Origin of the sequence: Providencia sp. CIM-Carb-044, assembly GCF_033901115.1 — a bacterium.
Classification (GTDB): domain Bacteria; phylum Pseudomonadota; class Gammaproteobacteria; order Enterobacterales; family Enterobacteriaceae; genus Providencia; species Providencia hangzhouensis.
On sequence record NZ_JAXADV010000014.1, the window covers coordinates 73,666 to 88,540 of the forward strand.

The following is a 14,875-nucleotide window of genomic DNA, read 5'->3' on the forward strand; positions in this document are numbered from 1 at the left end:
AGTACAAGGTAGAAAGCATATGTTGAACACACTCATTATCGGGGCCAGTGGCTATACTGGAGCAGAATTAGCCGGTTATTTGCAACGCCATCCTGAAGTTAATCTTCAAGGATTGATGGTATCGAAGCAAAGTGCGGATGCAAATAAACGTTTTTCTGATTTACATCCTCAGTATAAAGGCATCATAGACCTTCCCGTTCTGCCATTAACCGATGTCGCAGAAGCAGCGGAAGGTATTGATGTTGTTTTTCTTGCCACTGCACATGAAGTAAGCCACGACATAGCCCCTCAGTTTCTTGAAGCGGGCTGCGTTGTGTTCGACTTATCGGGTGCTTATCGTGTTCAAGATCCTGCGTTCTATACGCAATACTATGGCTTTGAACATACAAATACTGAATGGCTAATGCAAGCAGTTTACGGTTTAGCAGAATGGCAGGCCGATAAAATTCGTCAAGCGCAACTGATCGCAGTACCAGGGTGTTACCCAACGGTTTCCCAATTAGCACTTAAACCATTGATTGAAGGCAATTTGCTAGATGAAGCTATGTGGCCAGTGATTAATGCCACCAGCGGAGTCTCTGGAGCAGGTCGTAAAGCCTCAATGACCAACAGCTTCTGTGAAGTGAGTTTGCAACCTTATGGCATTTTTACCCATCGCCATCAGCCAGAAATTGCGACTCACTTAGGGAGAGAGGTTATTTTTACACCACATTTAGGAAATTTCTCTCGAGGCATCCTTGCAACGATTACGTGCAAAGTGAAAACAGGTGTTTCGGCAGAAAAAATCACACAAACGTTTAAAGATGCTTATCAAAATAAACCGTTAGTGCGGCTATATGAAAAAGGCGTTCCTGCATTGAAATCGGTAGTTGGTACGCCGTTTTGTGATATTGGCTATGTATTGAAAGGTGAACACCTGATTTTAGTGGGTACAGAAGATAACCTACTCAAAGGTGCGGCAGCACAAGCCGTTCAGTGCATGAATATTCGTTTTGGTTTTGCTGAAACTCAGTCTTTATTTTAAGAAGGATTAACCCCATGCAACCCTTAGTGATTAAATTGGGCGGAGTGTTACTTGATAGCGTCGAGGCACTTGAAAAATTATTTACAGCGATTCAAACCTATCGGCAAGCACATCAACGTGAGTTGGTGATTGTACATGGCGGTGGCTGTTTAGTTGATGAATTGATGCAAAAACTGCAATTACCTGTTGTTAAAAAGCAAGGGTTACGAGTCACGCCAGCAGACCAAATCGATATCATTACAGGGGCATTAGCGGGTACGGCGAATAAAACATTACTGGCATGGGCAACGAAGTATCAACTTCCAGCCGTAGGGCTTTCTCTCGGTGATGGGCAAAGTGCCACAGTGACTCAATTAAACGAAGAATTAGGTCATGTCGGTGATGCCAAACCTGGCGATGCGAAATTATTGAAATTATTGTTGGGTGCAGGCTATTTACCCATTATCAGCTCTATAGGTATCACACCAGAAGGTGAGTTGATGAATGTAAATGCGGACCAAGCTGCAACCGCTATCGCCCAAGCCTTAAACGCAGATTTGGTTTTACTGTCTGATGTGAGCGGTATTTTAGATGGTAAAGGCCAAAAAATTGACGAAATGACGACGCAAAAAGCGCAAAAGCTCATTGAGCAGGGAATTATTACCGATGGAATGATTGTGAAGGTCAATGCGGCGTTAGACGCTGCGGCAGCCTTACAACGCTCTGTTGATATCGCAAGTTGGCGTCATGCAGAACAACTTCCCGAGCTGTTTAATGGAACAGCAATCGGAACACGGATCTTGGCATCATAAATGAGCCATGGAATAACTATATTAATTGAGCGGATAGGTACGTTATGAAAAAGGGCATTAAAAAGATTGTATTAGCATATTCAGGTGGCCTGGATACATCAGCAATTATTCCATGGCTAAAAGAAAACTATGATGATTGCGAAGTCGTGGCCTTCGTTGCGGATGTGGGGCAAGACCGTGAAGATTTAGTAGGCGTAGAGAAAAAAGCTCTACAATCAGGTGCATCCGAGTGCTATGTCGTCGATTTACGTGAAGAGTTCATCAAAGAATATATTTACCCTGTATTGAAAACGGGGGCACTATATGAAGGTAGCTATTTATTAGGTACGTCAATGGCTCGTCCAATCATTGCTAAAGCGCAAGTTGAAATTGCCTTAAAAGTGGGTGCAGATGCTGTTGCCCATGGCGCAACAGGTAAAGGTAATGACCAAGTGCGTTTCGAAAGCACCTATACGGCATTAGCACCACAGTTACAAGTGGTTGCACCATGGCGTGAGTGGGACTTACGTTCCCGTGAAGCGCTGCTCGATTATCTGAAAGAGCGTAATATTCCAACAACAGCTAGCCTTGAAAAAATCTACAGCCGTGATGAAAACGCATGGCACATTTCTACGGAAGGTGGTGTTTTAGAAAGCACATGGAATGCTGCAAACCAAGATTGTTGGGTATGGACTGTCGATCCGCAAGATGCACCAGATGAAGCTGAATTAGTTACCGTTGGTGTCAAACACGGTGAAGTCGTTTCGGTAAATGGTCAAGCATTGTCTCCACTTGGCTGTTTAGAAGCATTAAATACTTTAGGTGCAAAACATGGAGTGGGCCGTATTGATATCGTTGAAAACCGTTTAGTGGGTATGAAATCTCGTGGTTGCTATGAAACCCCGGGAGGCACCATTATGATGGCGGCATTACGTGGTATTGAACAACTGGTTCTTGACCGTGACAGCTACAAATGGCGTGAGCAACTCGGCTTAGAAATGTCATATGTAGTTTATGATGGCCGTTGGTTCGCACCACTACGTCACTCGCTGCAAGCGGCTGCTGAATCATTAGCACAAGATGTGACAGGGGAAGTTGTTCTGAAATTATATAAAGGGCAAGTGACTGCGATTCAGAAAAAAGCGGATAAGAGCCTGTATTCTGAGGAATTTGCCACATTTGGTGAAGATGAAGTTTATGACCACAGTCATGCAGGTGGGTTTATTCGTCTTTACTCACTGTCTTCACGTATCCGTGCGCTGAAAGAACAAAACAAAGCGAAATAAATCAAATAGTAGTCTCCCGGCAGCCAAGACTGCTGTCGGGGTTAAAAACTTATTTTATCAATCAGGTAGGGATTAGTTATGGCACTTTGGGGTGGACGTTTTAGTCAGCAAGCGGATCAACGGTTCAAACAGTTTAATGATTCATTGCGTTTCGATTATCGCCTGGCGCAACAAGATATTATCGGCTCAGTCGCATGGTCAAAATCACTAGTAACAGTTGGTGTATTGTCTGATAGCGAACAACAAACTTTAGAACAAGCGCTAAACTCCTTACTGAAAGAAGTGCAAGATAACCCTGAAATTATCCTGCAAAGTGACGCAGAAGATATTCATAGCTGGGTTGAAGGTAAGCTGATTGATAAAGTCGGTGATTTAGGGAAAAAATTACATACCGGTCGTAGCCGTAATGACCAAGTGGCAACAGATTTAAAACTGTGGTGTAAAGACCAAGTCGCATTGTTGCTTGAAGCGGTAAGCGAATTACAAAAAGCGTTGGTCATCACCGCAGAAAATAACCAAGATGCAGTAATGCCAGGTTATACCCATTTACAACGTGCCCAACCGGTGACATTTGCCCACTGGTGTTTAGCCTATAGCGAAATGCTAGCGCGTGACGAAAGTCGTTTAAAAGATACCTTAAAACGTTTAGATGTTAGCCCATTAGGGTGTGGGGCATTAGCAGGAACGGCTTATGATATCGACCGTGAGCAGCTTGCCTCTTGGTTAGGTTTTGCTTCTGCAACGCGTAATAGCTTGGATACGGTATCAGACAGAGATCACGTTCTTGAATTATTATCGAACGCAAGTATCGGTATGGTTCATTTATCCCGCTTTGCTGAAGATTTAATTTTCTTTAATAGTGGAGAAGCTGGCTTTGTTGAGCTATCAGACAAAGTGACATCGGGTTCATCACTCATGCCGCAAAAGAAAAACCCTGATGCATTGGAATTGATCCGTGGAAAATGTGGGCGTGTCCAAGGTGCATTGACAGGTATGATGATGACCCTAAAAGGGCTCCCTCTTGCTTACAACAAAGATATGCAAGAAGACAAAGAAGGGTTATTTGATGCATTAGATACTTGGTTAGATTGCATGCACATGGCTGCGTTGGTTCTTGATGGTATTCAAATTCGCCGTAGTCGTTGTGAAGATGCTGCGAAGCAAGGTTATGCGAATGCAACTGAGCTCGCTGATTATCTGGTTGCTAAAGGTGTTCCATTCCGTGAAGCGCATCATATTGTGGGTGAGGCCGTTGTTGCCGCAATTGGGCAAGGTAAAGCTTTAGAGGAAATGGCTTTAAGTGATTTGCAAAAATTCAGTAGCACTATTCAGTTGGATGTCTATGAAGTTTTATCACTACAATCTTGTTTAGATAAGCGGTTAGCAAAAGGCGGGGTATCTCAGAAACAAGTGGCAAATGCTATTGTAGAAGCAAAAAAACGATTAGAGCTGTGATCGGTTATAGAAGATAAAAATGGGGGGTAGCATGACTACCCCAATTCCCATAACGCGTTTGTTTTTAAATATATTTAATGGTTAACATTCTTAATTGCTTCTCCTCATTGATCCAATTGTATGAGTATTCATTTCGACCATCATTAATAACGTTCCAATCTTTTTCTTGAGTAATATTATTTAGCCCAATATTTGTCATTGTAGACTCAGTATTATTCAAGCAACTCAATTTAATATGTGTATCAGAGACAGCATTCGTACAAGTTGGGTGAACCACTGCGCCATTGAAGCTAATAGTGCCTGATTCTTGGCTTTGGTTCGCATAGGTATTGAATGTACTGAATGCTAAAACTAATATTAAAGCTGTTAATGAACGATTAAATACTCTTTCTGTTATTGATTTTTGCATAATAGAGTCCTACAACTTAATTCGTTTTAAATCAGTTGGTTATGTAATGTGTTTTTAAAGTTGGGTTATTTTCTAATTAAGCGTGTTGCACGGATAATAATGCATATCCTTTTTCTTTATTAGTCCAATTGAATTGGTAAATACTCGTGCTTCCATTTAATTCTTTCCATTCTGGTGATTTTTTCTCTTTGGAAAAGTTAATTGGGCTAGATTCCATTTTGTTTTTTTCATTATTAAAACAATTCAAAGTTGTGTTGTTTTGATTAATGTCATAGGTACATGGTGGAGAGACAATCATGGCTTTAAAAGTAATGGTTGTTTGATTTCCTTCAGCTTGTACATTCGTAGTAAAGAATGATGTTGCAGCTAAAGCGAAAGTTAAAGTTAATACTGAAGTGATTTTTTTAATAGTCATAATGTTTGCTCCTAATTTCAAATTTCTGTAATTCGGTTTGTTTAAGTTTTCATATATCTTGCTATGGGAAGAATTATAAAATGAAAAACTCTAAAAAGGTGTAAATCTAAAAGCTAAAAATGTATTAAAATATAATTCTAAATGACCTGCTTTAATATATCTCTAGGGTCATTTTTTAATGATTTATATTTATAATATTCCGTTAAATTTGGTTTGTTAGTGTTTAATGTTCTGTGTTTGCATCAAAACCCCCCTTTTGGGTGGTTTAATCTATTGTGGCGTTTTTTAAAGCCGCCTTGAATATATTCATTTTTAGATATAAAAAATGGCTGTTATATTGAGATTTTTAATTTGTTTTTAAATACAAATTTACAAAGTTTAATTGAAAGTGAAAATGAATATGACAAAATGTTTCAGAAATAAGGCATTGTGATTTCTTTTTTAAACCTTTGGAGAGTGATGTTCTTTGTTTCCAAAATAATATTGGTTAATACCACCTTATTATTAATGAAAACGTTTCAGTATTGCTCTAAATTATGTTTTCGATACTTGAATTGGTATTTGATGCTTTTACTCTTCATTTTTATTACCTCATTCATATTGGTATTCATCAGTATTTTGAATTACCTATTTATGTTGTTATACCCCCTAGAGGATTTTTATTGGTATGTGCAGTTTTCAAACTTATGCTTGTATCACTGCTCATCATATACATGCATATCTTATATCGGCATGCTTGTTGTTTTCTGTAATAACTTTGTTTGCTATTTAGATCATTTATGGGGAAGGTAAAGCTGATAATAGTGTTCATAGTATTTAGCCCTCCGTATTATCATCATTGATGAGGATATTGCAGAAGTTAGGTGACTATATAAAACTATTAATTTGAATTGATGCTGTTCTATGCTTTTCTTTTCTTATAATAAATATAGGGTGTTATTTTGAGTTTATCCACAATAAAAGTGTGTGTAATTATGTGTAAGATTTTAAAGGATTTTATACATGACGTTATTTTCACTCATGAAATTATAAAACTAAAATAATAAATTAATGCAAATTTAAAAAAATTACTTCTTCTTTTTTTTAAGATCGCATCCATGTACTAGCTTGAAATGTTTTTGAGGTTGGTCAATTGGATTTTTACTTTAATATCGATCTTAAGTAGAGTTTACACTTATATTTAATACTGTTTTAAGTATGATAAGTAAAACTTAATGTTTTTCTGGTGTTGTGTTTTCTTTGTAAATAACAGGAGGGTAAATAATGACACATTTTGTTTCTAAATATTACATTTTATTTCATTTTATTGCGGGTTTTGTACAGAAAATGAGGTTTTCTCCCTATTTTTCAATTTATCAATAGATAAAACAAAACAATATCGATATAGTGATTGGTATTATCTATCTTTGGTTTGACAGAGAATTCACGAAAGGAAAAGAAATATGAATATTCGAGATTTAGAGTACCTTGTCGCACTCGCCGAACATAAACACTTTAGACGTGCCGCGGATTCTTGTCATGTTAGCCAACCTACTCTTAGTGGCCAAATTCGTAAATTAGAAGAAGAACTTGGCGTTATGTTGTTAGAAAGAACCAGCCGCAAAGTTCTTTTCACTCAACAAGGTTTATTATTGGTTGAACAAGCCCGTACTATTTTGCGTGAAATTAAAGTATTACAAGAAATGGCCGCCCTCCAAGGGGAAAGTATGTCGGGCCCATTACATATTGGTTTAATCCCAACGGTTGCGCCATATCTATTACCTCATATTATTCCGCAATTGCACCAAGCTCATCCGAAATTAGAAATCTATTTGCATGAAGCGCAAACTCAGCAATTATTAGCTCAGTTAGACAGCGGTAAATTAGATTGCGCTATTTTAGCGGAAGTTAAAGAAACGGAACCTTTTATTGTTGTTCCGTTATTCGAAGAACCGATGAAACTGGCTATTTATGAGAGTCACCCATGGCATGATCGTGATACGATTGAAATGAGTGAGTTGTCAGGTGAAAAGCTATTAATGTTAGAAGATGGCCACTGTTTACGTGACCAAGCGATGGGCTTCTGCTTCCAAGCGGGCGCGAAAGAAGACACACACTTCAGGGCAACGAGCTTAGAAACGTTAAGAAATATGGTGGCCGCAGGGAGTGGAATTACACTTTTACCTGATTTATCGGTACCAAATGAAGTTTGTCGTGATGGGGTATGTTATTTAAATTGTATTGAGCCTGAGCCGAAACGTACAATTGTATTAGTTTATCGCCCGGGTTCACCGTTACGTGGGCGCTATGAACAATTAGCTGAGACCATCTATAACTCAATGGATAACTATTATAAAAATAGAGTTTAAGGTTAAGCCGCCAATATTATTTTTTAGTTGATGATGGTTGCCAGGTTATTGGCAACCATAAATCACAAAATAATTAAAATAGTCGATTTAAACCATTTAAAGCCGCAACACGGAAAGCTTCCGCCATTGTTGGGTAATTGAAGGTTGTATTCACGAAATATTCTATAGTATTACCTTCACCTTTTTGTTCCATGATAGCTTGGCCGATATGGATAATTTCAGCCGCTCTTTCACCAAAACAGTGAATACCTAGTATCTGTAATGTTTCTCTATGGAATAATATTTTCAAACTACCGACATTCATACCTGCGATTTGTGCACGTGCTAAATGTTTAAATTGTGCCCGACCGACTTCATAAGGCACTTTCATTGCGGTCAATTCTTGCTCTGTTTTACCAACTGAACTAATTTCAGGAATGGTATAAATCCCTGTTGGAATATCTTCTACTAAATGAGCATCACCTAAACTACCACCAATGGCTCGGGCCGCAATTCGTCCTTGGTCGTAGGCCGCAGAGGCTAAGCTTGGGTAGCCGATGACATCACCAACAGCATAGATATGTTCATTAGTGGTGCGATATGCTTTATTGACTTTAACTAAACCGCGGCCATCAGCCTCAATCCCGACATTAGCGAGACCTAAGCTATCCGTGTTACCCGTTCTACCATTCGCATACAGTAAACAGTCTGCTTTGACTTTTTTACCCGACTTCAGGTGAACAATAACACCGTCTTCGACCCCTTCGATTTTTTCATATTCTTCATTATGGCGAATAACAACGCCACTATTCCAAAAATGATACGACAAGGCATCTGACATTTCTTGGTCAAGAAAGGCCAATAGATGATCGCGGGTATTGATTAAATCAACTTTAACCCCTAATCCACGAAATATAGAGGCGTATTCACAGCCTATCACTCCGGCACCATAAATAATGACATGGCGAGGTTCGTGAGTTAGGTTGAGGATCGTATCACTGTTATAAATTCGAGAATGATTGAAATCAACATCGGAAGGACAGTATGGACGAGAACCTGTGGCAATCACGATTTTATCCGCACTTAAAACGTCACAACTACCATCTGCGTAACGGACACTGATATGTTGCTCATCGATAAAGGTGGCTTCACCCGAAAACATTTGGCAACCATTACGCTCATAAAAACCTTGGCGCATGCGTGTTTGTTGGCTAATTACCGTTTCAGCATGACGAAGAATTTCAGAGAAAGAGGAGCTTAAGCTACGGGAGTTATCACTATAAAGAGGGTTTTGGTTGAATTCGATAATACGGCTAACAGCATGACGGAGGGCTTTTGAGGGAATGGTTCCCCAGTGGGTACAGCCTCCGCCGACATTATTATAACGTTCTATAACAGCAACGTTTTTTCCTTGTTTCACTAGCCCCATGGCGGCGCCTTCACCACCAGGACCGGAACCAATGACTATTGCATCAAAATGGGTAAGTTGCATGAGGTAAGACCTGCTCTAAAACAAAATGACAACAAGATGTTATCATTAGTTGGTTATTTCACCTAATTTCCTCGTCGTTTTTCAAATTGATACAGCATTGGCTACACTCGCTTACCCTAGTCACATATTTATGCATGCTTCCAAGGATTTGCTGACGCATTGTTTAATAAAAGGTTGGTAGTATATCAGTGTTAAAAAACTAATTGAAAAAGGCTAAGTTAAATTCTGAAAATGAGTAAATTGTAGTGATAGTCGCTTTTTCTCCAAAACAGTTTAACTATTTTCAGGTATGCTAGGCGAAGAGTAAGGCTTATTACATTTACCTTTCATGATAAGAAACTAGGATCACCGTGAGTAACACAATTGGCGTTAGAGCAAAACAAAAAGAAAAAACTCGGCGTTCACTCGTCGAAGCCGCATTTAGCCAATTAAGCGCTGAACGGAGTTTTACTAGCCTTAGTTTGCGAGAAGTTGCGCGTGAAGCTGGGATTGCACCGACTTCATTTTACCGTCATTTCAAGGATGTTGATGAACTCGGGCTGACGATGGTCGACGAAAGCGGCTTGATGTTACGCCAGCTAATGCGCCAAGCAAGGCAGCGTATTGCAAAAGGCGGGAGTGTGATCCGTACATCAGTCTCAACTTTTATGGAGTTTATTGGTAATAACCCTAACGCCTTTAGGTTATTATTGCGGGAGCGTTCAGGAACATCTGCTGAGTTTCGTGCGGCAGTCGCTCGGGAAATTCAGCATTTTATTGCGGAATTGGCCGATTATCTTGAACTTGAAAGCCGTATGCCTCGCCATTTTACTGAAATGCAAGCAGAGGCCATGGTAACGATTGTCTTTAGCGCAGGTGCAGAGGCGCTAGATATCGATGAAGAAAAACGCAGAAATCTCGAAGAACGGCTGGTATTACAGTTAAGAATGATAGCGAAAGGCGCCTATTACTGGTACCGCCGGGAACAGGAAAAACAAAATCAAACTGACCCAGACCTGACTAAATAATAAGGAGAATCAATGACGGATCAAAAAAGTTATGAAAGAAGCACATTATTGCTAGCCTTTGTGATTGGCCTTGCAACCCATGGAACCTTTTCAACGCTGTTTAACTCGCTGGTCGATTTTTCATTTTTCCCAATTTTAACCCTGATATTGGCAGTGTATTGTTTACATCAGCGCTATTTGCATCAAGCGATGCCTATGGGGCTGCCAAAATTTGTTGCCGGTAGTTTTTTTATTGGGCTTTTTGGCTATGCCGCGATTTTACGTGTGCAAAACCCTGAAATAGGCTCTAATTTTATTCCCGCAACCTTTATTGTCATTATCGCATTGTGGATGTACTCAAGCTGGAAAGCACGTAAGAAAGAAAAAGCGGAGCTAGCACTTGAACAAGAAGTTGAAAATTAAGTTTATACGACTTTTCTAATAGTAAGGCGCCGCAGTTCACATCACTGCGGCGTTTTTGTTTTTTAGTAAATTAATAGCGGCTCAGTAATACCCCACTTTCCATATGGTGGGTATAAGGGAACTGGTCGAATAAGGCTAATTTCTCTATTTTATGGGTTTTAGTCAGCTCAGCTAAGTTATCGCATAGCGTTTCTGGGTTACATGAAATATATAGGATATGCTCATAACCCTGAACTAGTTTCACTGTTTCTGCATCTAAACCACTGCGAGGCGGGTCGACGAATATAGTATTGCATTGGTAATCGGCTAAAGAAATACCTTCCAAGCGCCTAAATTCACGGGCACCTTGCATGGCTTGGGTAAAATCCTCTGCGGACATACGAATAATTTGTACATTTTCAATATTATTGGCTTCGATATTATATTGAGCAGCGGCCACTGAGGGCTTTGCAATTTCAGTCGCTAATACGCGTTCGAAGTTTTGCGCTAATGCTAAAGAGAAATTTCCATTTCCGCAGTACAGTTCCAATAAATCACCCGTCGAATTCTGCGTTGACTCAATTGCCCACTCCAACATTTTGATATTGACCTGTGCATTAGGTTGCGTGAAGCTATTTTCAACTTGGCGATAAACCATATTTTTACCCATAACAGGTAAGACTTCATCGACATAATCATTATCTAACATGATTTTTGTTTTTGACGCTCGGCCAATCAATTGCACATCAAAGCCTTGTTCAACTAAAGCGGCTTTTAACGCTTTTGCTTCTGCCATCCATTCTTCACCTAATTTTTTATGGTAAAGCAGCGAAACAATCAGCTTATTACTTAGTGTTGATAAATAGTCAATTTGAAATAATTTATGGCGCAGTAATTCATTTTGCTTAATTAACGGCAATAACGCCGCCATCATGTCATTGATCAATTGGCTGGCAACAGGAAACTGGTCAATACGAATACGCTCTTTCGTTTCTTTATTGAACATAATATGAAACAGGTCATCACCTTCATGCCAAATACGAAATTCAGCACGCATCCGATAATGGGATGTTGGAGATGAAAATATTTCAGGTTCAGGGGCGTTAAAAGGAGCCATCATCGCCTTTAAACGATCCGTTTTTTCTACGAGTTGTTGTTCGTAGTCTTCAGTATGCAAGGTGTTTGGCATGTTTGGCTCCATAAAGCAGTAATAAATTCGTATCAGGAGCGAAATTGTAGGGAATGCGGCGAAGATGTCCAGTTTTCATTATCCATCCGTAGACACTCACTACTATTCAACTTACGATAATAGGCTGTGGTTTAGGGAATTTGGTGTGAATCCAAGACTGACGCGCAACGGTAAAAGTCCGATACCTGCCACGCATCCAATCGCTTCGTTGAATATTCGCGCGGATCTTATATTCAACCTCGCGGAATGTTAATTAAATTGATTTTCCGAGTGTAACCATAATGAATAATAAAAAGTCGCTGCCGCTATCGGCCGCTGCGCTTGCAGTACTGTGCGCTACTTCTTCTTTGGCAAGTGCAAATGACAAAACTGACCAAGTGGTTGTGTCAGCTAATCGTTTCGAACAACCTATTTCTTCTATATTAGCGCCAGTGACGGTGGTCACTCGTGAAGATATCGACCATTGGCAATCCAATACCGTAATAGATGTATTAAGGCGCTTGCCGGGGGTGGATATTGCTCAAAATGGGGGGATGGGGCAACAAAGCTCTCTTTTTATTAGGGGAACAGAATCTCGTCATGTTTTAGTTCTAATTGATGGCGTTCGTTTGAATCAGGCGGGCATTTCAGGTTCATCTGATATGAGCCAAATCCCAATTTCTCTGGTACAGCGCATTGAGTATATTCGCGGCGCACGCTCAGCGGTTTATGGTTCTGATGCTGTTGGTGGTGTGGTGAATATTATTACTCGTCGTGATAACGATGGCACTACTTTAAATGCAGGTATTGGCTCACACAGTTATCAAAACTATAACGGTTCGACTCAGCAAAAAATTGGTGAGAATACAACGGTAACGGCAGCGGGTGCTTATACTCATACAAAAGGGTTTGATGTTGAAGCCAGAGGAAATACAGGCGGGGGCCCTCAACCTGATAAAGATGGTTTTTTGAATAAAACATTATGGTTAGGTGTTGAGCATCAATTCTCTTCCGCTCTTTCTGCTTATGCACGTGCTTATGGTTATGACAATCGTACGAGTTATGACGGTACACCAGCAGACACTCGTAAGCTATACAGCAGAACATATGAGTCTGGGTTGAAATATGCGAATGGTAAGTACTCTACAAGTTTGCTTGGGAGCTATAGCCATATGAAAGATTACAACTACAACTATCACAATGGGCGGTATGGTAGCGGTTCTGTAATTGATGAATCAGACCAATACAACTTTCAATGGGGTAATAGCTATAGATTAGAAAAAGGAAATATCAGTGCTGGGGTTGATTATCAACGTCAAAGCATTGAGCCCGGTGGTTATACGATGACAAGTAAAAAAGAAACCGTCAATAACACAGGTATTTATCTTACAGGACAATATGCACTCATCGACTCTGTCAATGCGGAAGGGGCAGTACGTTCAGATCACCATTCTGAATTTAACTGGCACACGACATGGCAATCAGGTTTAAGCTGGGAATTTTATGATGGATATAAGTTAATCGGCTCTTATGCTACAGCGTATAAAGCCCCTAACTTAGGTCAGCTTTATACGGATAATGTTGCTTGGAACATCAAAGGAAATCCAAATTTAAAACCAGAAGAAAGTAAGCAGTGGGAAATTGGTTTAGAAGGCGAAACAGGGTTATTGTTTTGGCAATTAACTGGGTATGAAAACGAGATAACTAATCTGATTGATTTCACTTCGGATCCAGTGACGCAAACTAGTTCTTATAACAATATTGGCAAGGCAAAGATTAAAGGAGTCGAGTGGAATGGTGAATTACAAACAGGCCTATTTAGCCATCAACTCACGTTACAGTATCTAGACCCAAGAAATGAAAAAACAAATAAAGTGCTTAATCGTAGAGCAAAACAACAAGTCAAATACCAGCTAGATTGGAACATTGCTGCTGTAGATATGGGGTTGACTTACCAATATATAGGCAGTCGTTATGATACCAATGAAACTTATCAACGCACTAAAGTCGGCGGCGTTAGCATCTGGGATCTCACCGCTGCATATCCAATCACTTCACATCTCACAATTCGTGGTAAAATAGCTAATATGTTCGATAAAGACTATGAGACCGCGTATGGTTATCGCACCGCTGGAAGAGAATATTTCCTTACAGGAAGCTACAACTTCTGATAACACCCTATCTGTTCGCCCGACCATTCTAGTGTTTGACTCTGGAGTGGGCGGGTTATCTGTTTATCGTGAAGTCAAAAAAATGATCCCGAATGCTCACTATATCTATGCATTCGACAATGAAGCCTTCCCTTATGGTGAAAAAAGCGAAGAGTTCATTATTGATAGGGTCTATCAAATCGTAAATGCAATAGCTGCAAAACATCCTTTAACCATTGCAATTATTGCGTGCAATACCGCAAGTACGGTCAGCCTTCCTAATTTGAGAGCACATTTTACGTTCCCAGTTGTTGGGGTTGTTCCAGCCATTAAACCCGCAACCAAGTTAACGCGTAATGGCGTAGTTGGTTTATTGGCGACGAAAGGCACTGTAAACCGCGAATACACCAAAGAGCTGATCGAACGGTTTGCAACAGACTGCAAAGTGATTTCTCTCGGTTCTGCGGAATTAGTTCAACTCGCAGAAAGAAAGTTGCATGGGGAAACCTTACCGTTAGATGAAGTCGCCCAAACGGTCAGGCCATGGATTCGAATGCCAGAGCCGCCCGATACCGTTATTTTGGGTTGCACGCATTTTCCTCTATTAATAGAAGAACTCGAAAAAGTGCTACCAAATGGAACTCGATTCATTGATTCAGGTTCTGCAATCGCCAGAAGAACCGTTTGGCTCATTAATAATCAAGAAGAAATCGCCAATTCAGAGGAAGAAAACTTCGCATATTGCTTATTAATGGATGACAACGCAAAAGGATTACAGCTTGTTCTCGAAGCAGAAGGGTTCAAAACGCTGGAAAAACTAGCTATCTAAGTTAAATTTGATGGAAAACTGAGCGAACGAAAAAAAATATGAAAAAAGGGGTTGCCAGATTTTTCTGACTCCCTATAATGCGCATCCACTGACCGGGAACAAGACAACGCAAAGCGCGATGAACACTGAAACGGCAGCGAGAGATTCTGAAAAGAAAAAGCA

Annotated in this window: 13 protein-coding genes and 1 riboswitch; of the genes, 9 read left to right on the forward strand and 4 right to left on the reverse strand. The window is 40.1% G+C overall.

Features of this window, described 5'->3' with window-relative positions; translation table 11 throughout:
- Positions 1–19 precede the first annotated feature (19 nt).
- The 4 genes from argC (at position 20) to argH (ending at position 4,535) form a co-directional block, all read left to right on the forward strand.
- Positions 20–1,024, forward strand: a complete 1,005-nt coding sequence (gene argC / locus SJ312_RS19975; RefSeq protein WP_110592828.1) for an N-acetyl-gamma-glutamyl-phosphate reductase — start codon at positions 20–22, stop codon at positions 1,022–1,024.
- Between the two features lie 14 nt (positions 1,025–1,038).
- Entirely contained in the window at positions 1,039–1,815 is a 777-nt protein-coding gene (argB, locus tag SJ312_RS19980; protein ID WP_004265333.1) for an acetylglutamate kinase, read from the forward strand.
- Between the two features lie 44 nt (positions 1,816–1,859).
- Entirely contained in the window at positions 1,860–3,080 is a 1,221-nt protein-coding gene (locus tag SJ312_RS19985) for an argininosuccinate synthase (RefSeq protein WP_004265334.1), read from the forward strand.
- A 78-nt stretch (positions 3,081–3,158) separates the two neighbouring features.
- A complete protein-coding gene (argH, locus tag SJ312_RS19990) occupies positions 3,159–4,535 on the forward strand; it encodes an argininosuccinate lyase (RefSeq protein ID WP_153674058.1) in 1,377 nt (458 codons plus the stop codon).
- Between the two features lie 64 nt (positions 4,536–4,599).
- Here the strand turns inward: argH and SJ312_RS19995 are convergent, their stop codons facing one another.
- Complete coding sequence (locus SJ312_RS19995) at positions 4,600–4,944, reverse strand: hypothetical protein (RefSeq protein WP_110592829.1); 345 nt, start codon at positions 4,942–4,944, stop codon at positions 4,600–4,602.
- Positions 4,945–5,020: 76 nt separating this feature from the next.
- Positions 5,021–5,359, reverse strand: coding sequence for a pilus assembly protein (locus tag SJ312_RS20000; RefSeq protein ID WP_094961910.1), 339 nt, complete (start codon positions 5,357–5,359; stop codon positions 5,021–5,023).
- Positions 5,360–6,801: 1,442 nt separating this feature from the next.
- Between SJ312_RS20000 and oxyR the strand changes: the two genes are divergently transcribed.
- Positions 6,802–7,707, forward strand: a complete 906-nt coding sequence (gene oxyR / locus SJ312_RS20005; protein WP_004265340.1) for a DNA-binding transcriptional regulator OxyR — start codon at positions 6,802–6,804, stop codon at positions 7,705–7,707.
- A gap of 73 nt (positions 7,708–7,780) precedes the next feature.
- Here the strand turns inward: oxyR and sthA are convergent, their stop codons facing one another.
- Positions 7,781–9,178, reverse strand: a complete 1,398-nt coding sequence (gene sthA, locus SJ312_RS20010) for a Si-specific NAD(P)(+) transhydrogenase (protein ID WP_004265342.1) — start codon at positions 9,176–9,178, stop codon at positions 7,781–7,783.
- A gap of 350 nt (positions 9,179–9,528) precedes the next feature.
- Between sthA and fabR the strand changes: the two genes are divergently transcribed.
- Both fabR and SJ312_RS20020 read left to right on the forward strand, forming a co-directional pair.
- Entirely contained in the window at positions 9,529–10,185 is a 657-nt protein-coding gene (fabR, locus tag SJ312_RS20015) for an HTH-type transcriptional repressor FabR (protein ID WP_004265350.1), read from the forward strand.
- 12 nt (positions 10,186–10,197) lie between these two features.
- Positions 10,198–10,587, forward strand: coding sequence for a YijD family membrane protein (locus SJ312_RS20020; protein ID WP_004265352.1), 390 nt, complete (start codon positions 10,198–10,200; stop codon positions 10,585–10,587).
- A gap of 70 nt (positions 10,588–10,657) precedes the next feature.
- Here the strand turns inward: SJ312_RS20020 and trmA are convergent, their stop codons facing one another.
- On the reverse strand, positions 10,658–11,755 hold the full coding sequence (gene trmA / locus SJ312_RS20025) for a tRNA (uridine(54)-C5)-methyltransferase TrmA (RefSeq protein ID WP_036959114.1): 1,098 nt from the start codon (positions 11,753–11,755) through the stop codon (positions 10,658–10,660).
- 110 nt (positions 11,756–11,865) lie between these two features.
- Positions 11,866–11,963, forward strand: a riboswitch (cobalamin riboswitch).
- A 73-nt stretch (positions 11,964–12,036) separates the two neighbouring features.
- Between trmA and btuB the strand changes: the two genes are divergently transcribed.
- Both btuB and murI read left to right on the forward strand, forming a co-directional pair.
- Entirely contained in the window at positions 12,037–13,905 is a 1,869-nt protein-coding gene (btuB, locus tag SJ312_RS20030) for a TonB-dependent vitamin B12 receptor BtuB (RefSeq protein WP_096863584.1), read from the forward strand.
- Positions 13,850–14,713: a glutamate racemase gene (gene murI, locus SJ312_RS20035; protein WP_319868259.1), complete on the forward strand. Its 864-nt coding sequence runs from the start codon at positions 13,850–13,852 to the stop codon at positions 14,711–14,713. Before btuB ends, murI begins: the two co-directional genes overlap by 56 nt.
- Positions 14,714–14,875: the final 162 nt, after the last annotated feature.

What these genes read in the sequence shown, in the direction of transcription:
- argH (WP_153674058.1), top strand. Translation starts at nt 3,159, where the DNA reads ATGGCACTTTGGGGTGGACGTTTTAGTCAGCAAGCGGATCAACGGTTC.
- SJ312_RS19985 (WP_004265334.1), top strand. Translation starts at nt 1,860, where the DNA reads ATGAAAAAGGGCATTAAAAAGATTGTATTAGCATATTCAGGTGGCCTG.
- sthA (WP_004265342.1), bottom strand. Translation starts at nt 9,178, where the DNA reads ATGCAACTTACCCATTTTGATGCAATAGTCATTGGTTCCGGTCCTGGT.
- btuB (WP_096863584.1), top strand. Translation starts at nt 12,037, where the DNA reads ATGAATAATAAAAAGTCGCTGCCGCTATCGGCCGCTGCGCTTGCAGTA.
- argC (WP_110592828.1), top strand. Translation starts at nt 20, where the DNA reads ATGTTGAACACACTCATTATCGGGGCCAGTGGCTATACTGGAGCAGAA.
- oxyR (WP_004265340.1), top strand. Translation starts at nt 6,802, where the DNA reads ATGAATATTCGAGATTTAGAGTACCTTGTCGCACTCGCCGAACATAAA.
- SJ312_RS20020 (WP_004265352.1), top strand. Translation starts at nt 10,198, where the DNA reads ATGACGGATCAAAAAAGTTATGAAAGAAGCACATTATTGCTAGCCTTT.
- SJ312_RS20000 (WP_094961910.1), bottom strand. Translation starts at nt 5,359, where the DNA reads ATGACTATTAAAAAAATCACTTCAGTATTAACTTTAACTTTCGCTTTA.
- SJ312_RS19995 (WP_110592829.1), bottom strand. Translation starts at nt 4,944, where the DNA reads ATGCAAAAATCAATAACAGAAAGAGTATTTAATCGTTCATTAACAGCT.
- murI (WP_319868259.1), top strand. Translation starts at nt 13,850, where the DNA reads ATGGTTATCGCACCGCTGGAAGAGAATATTTCCTTACAGGAAGCTACA.
- argB (WP_004265333.1), top strand. Translation starts at nt 1,039, where the DNA reads ATGCAACCCTTAGTGATTAAATTGGGCGGAGTGTTACTTGATAGCGTC.
- trmA (WP_036959114.1), bottom strand. Translation starts at nt 11,755, where the DNA reads ATGCCAAACACCTTGCATACTGAAGACTACGAACAACAACTCGTAGAA.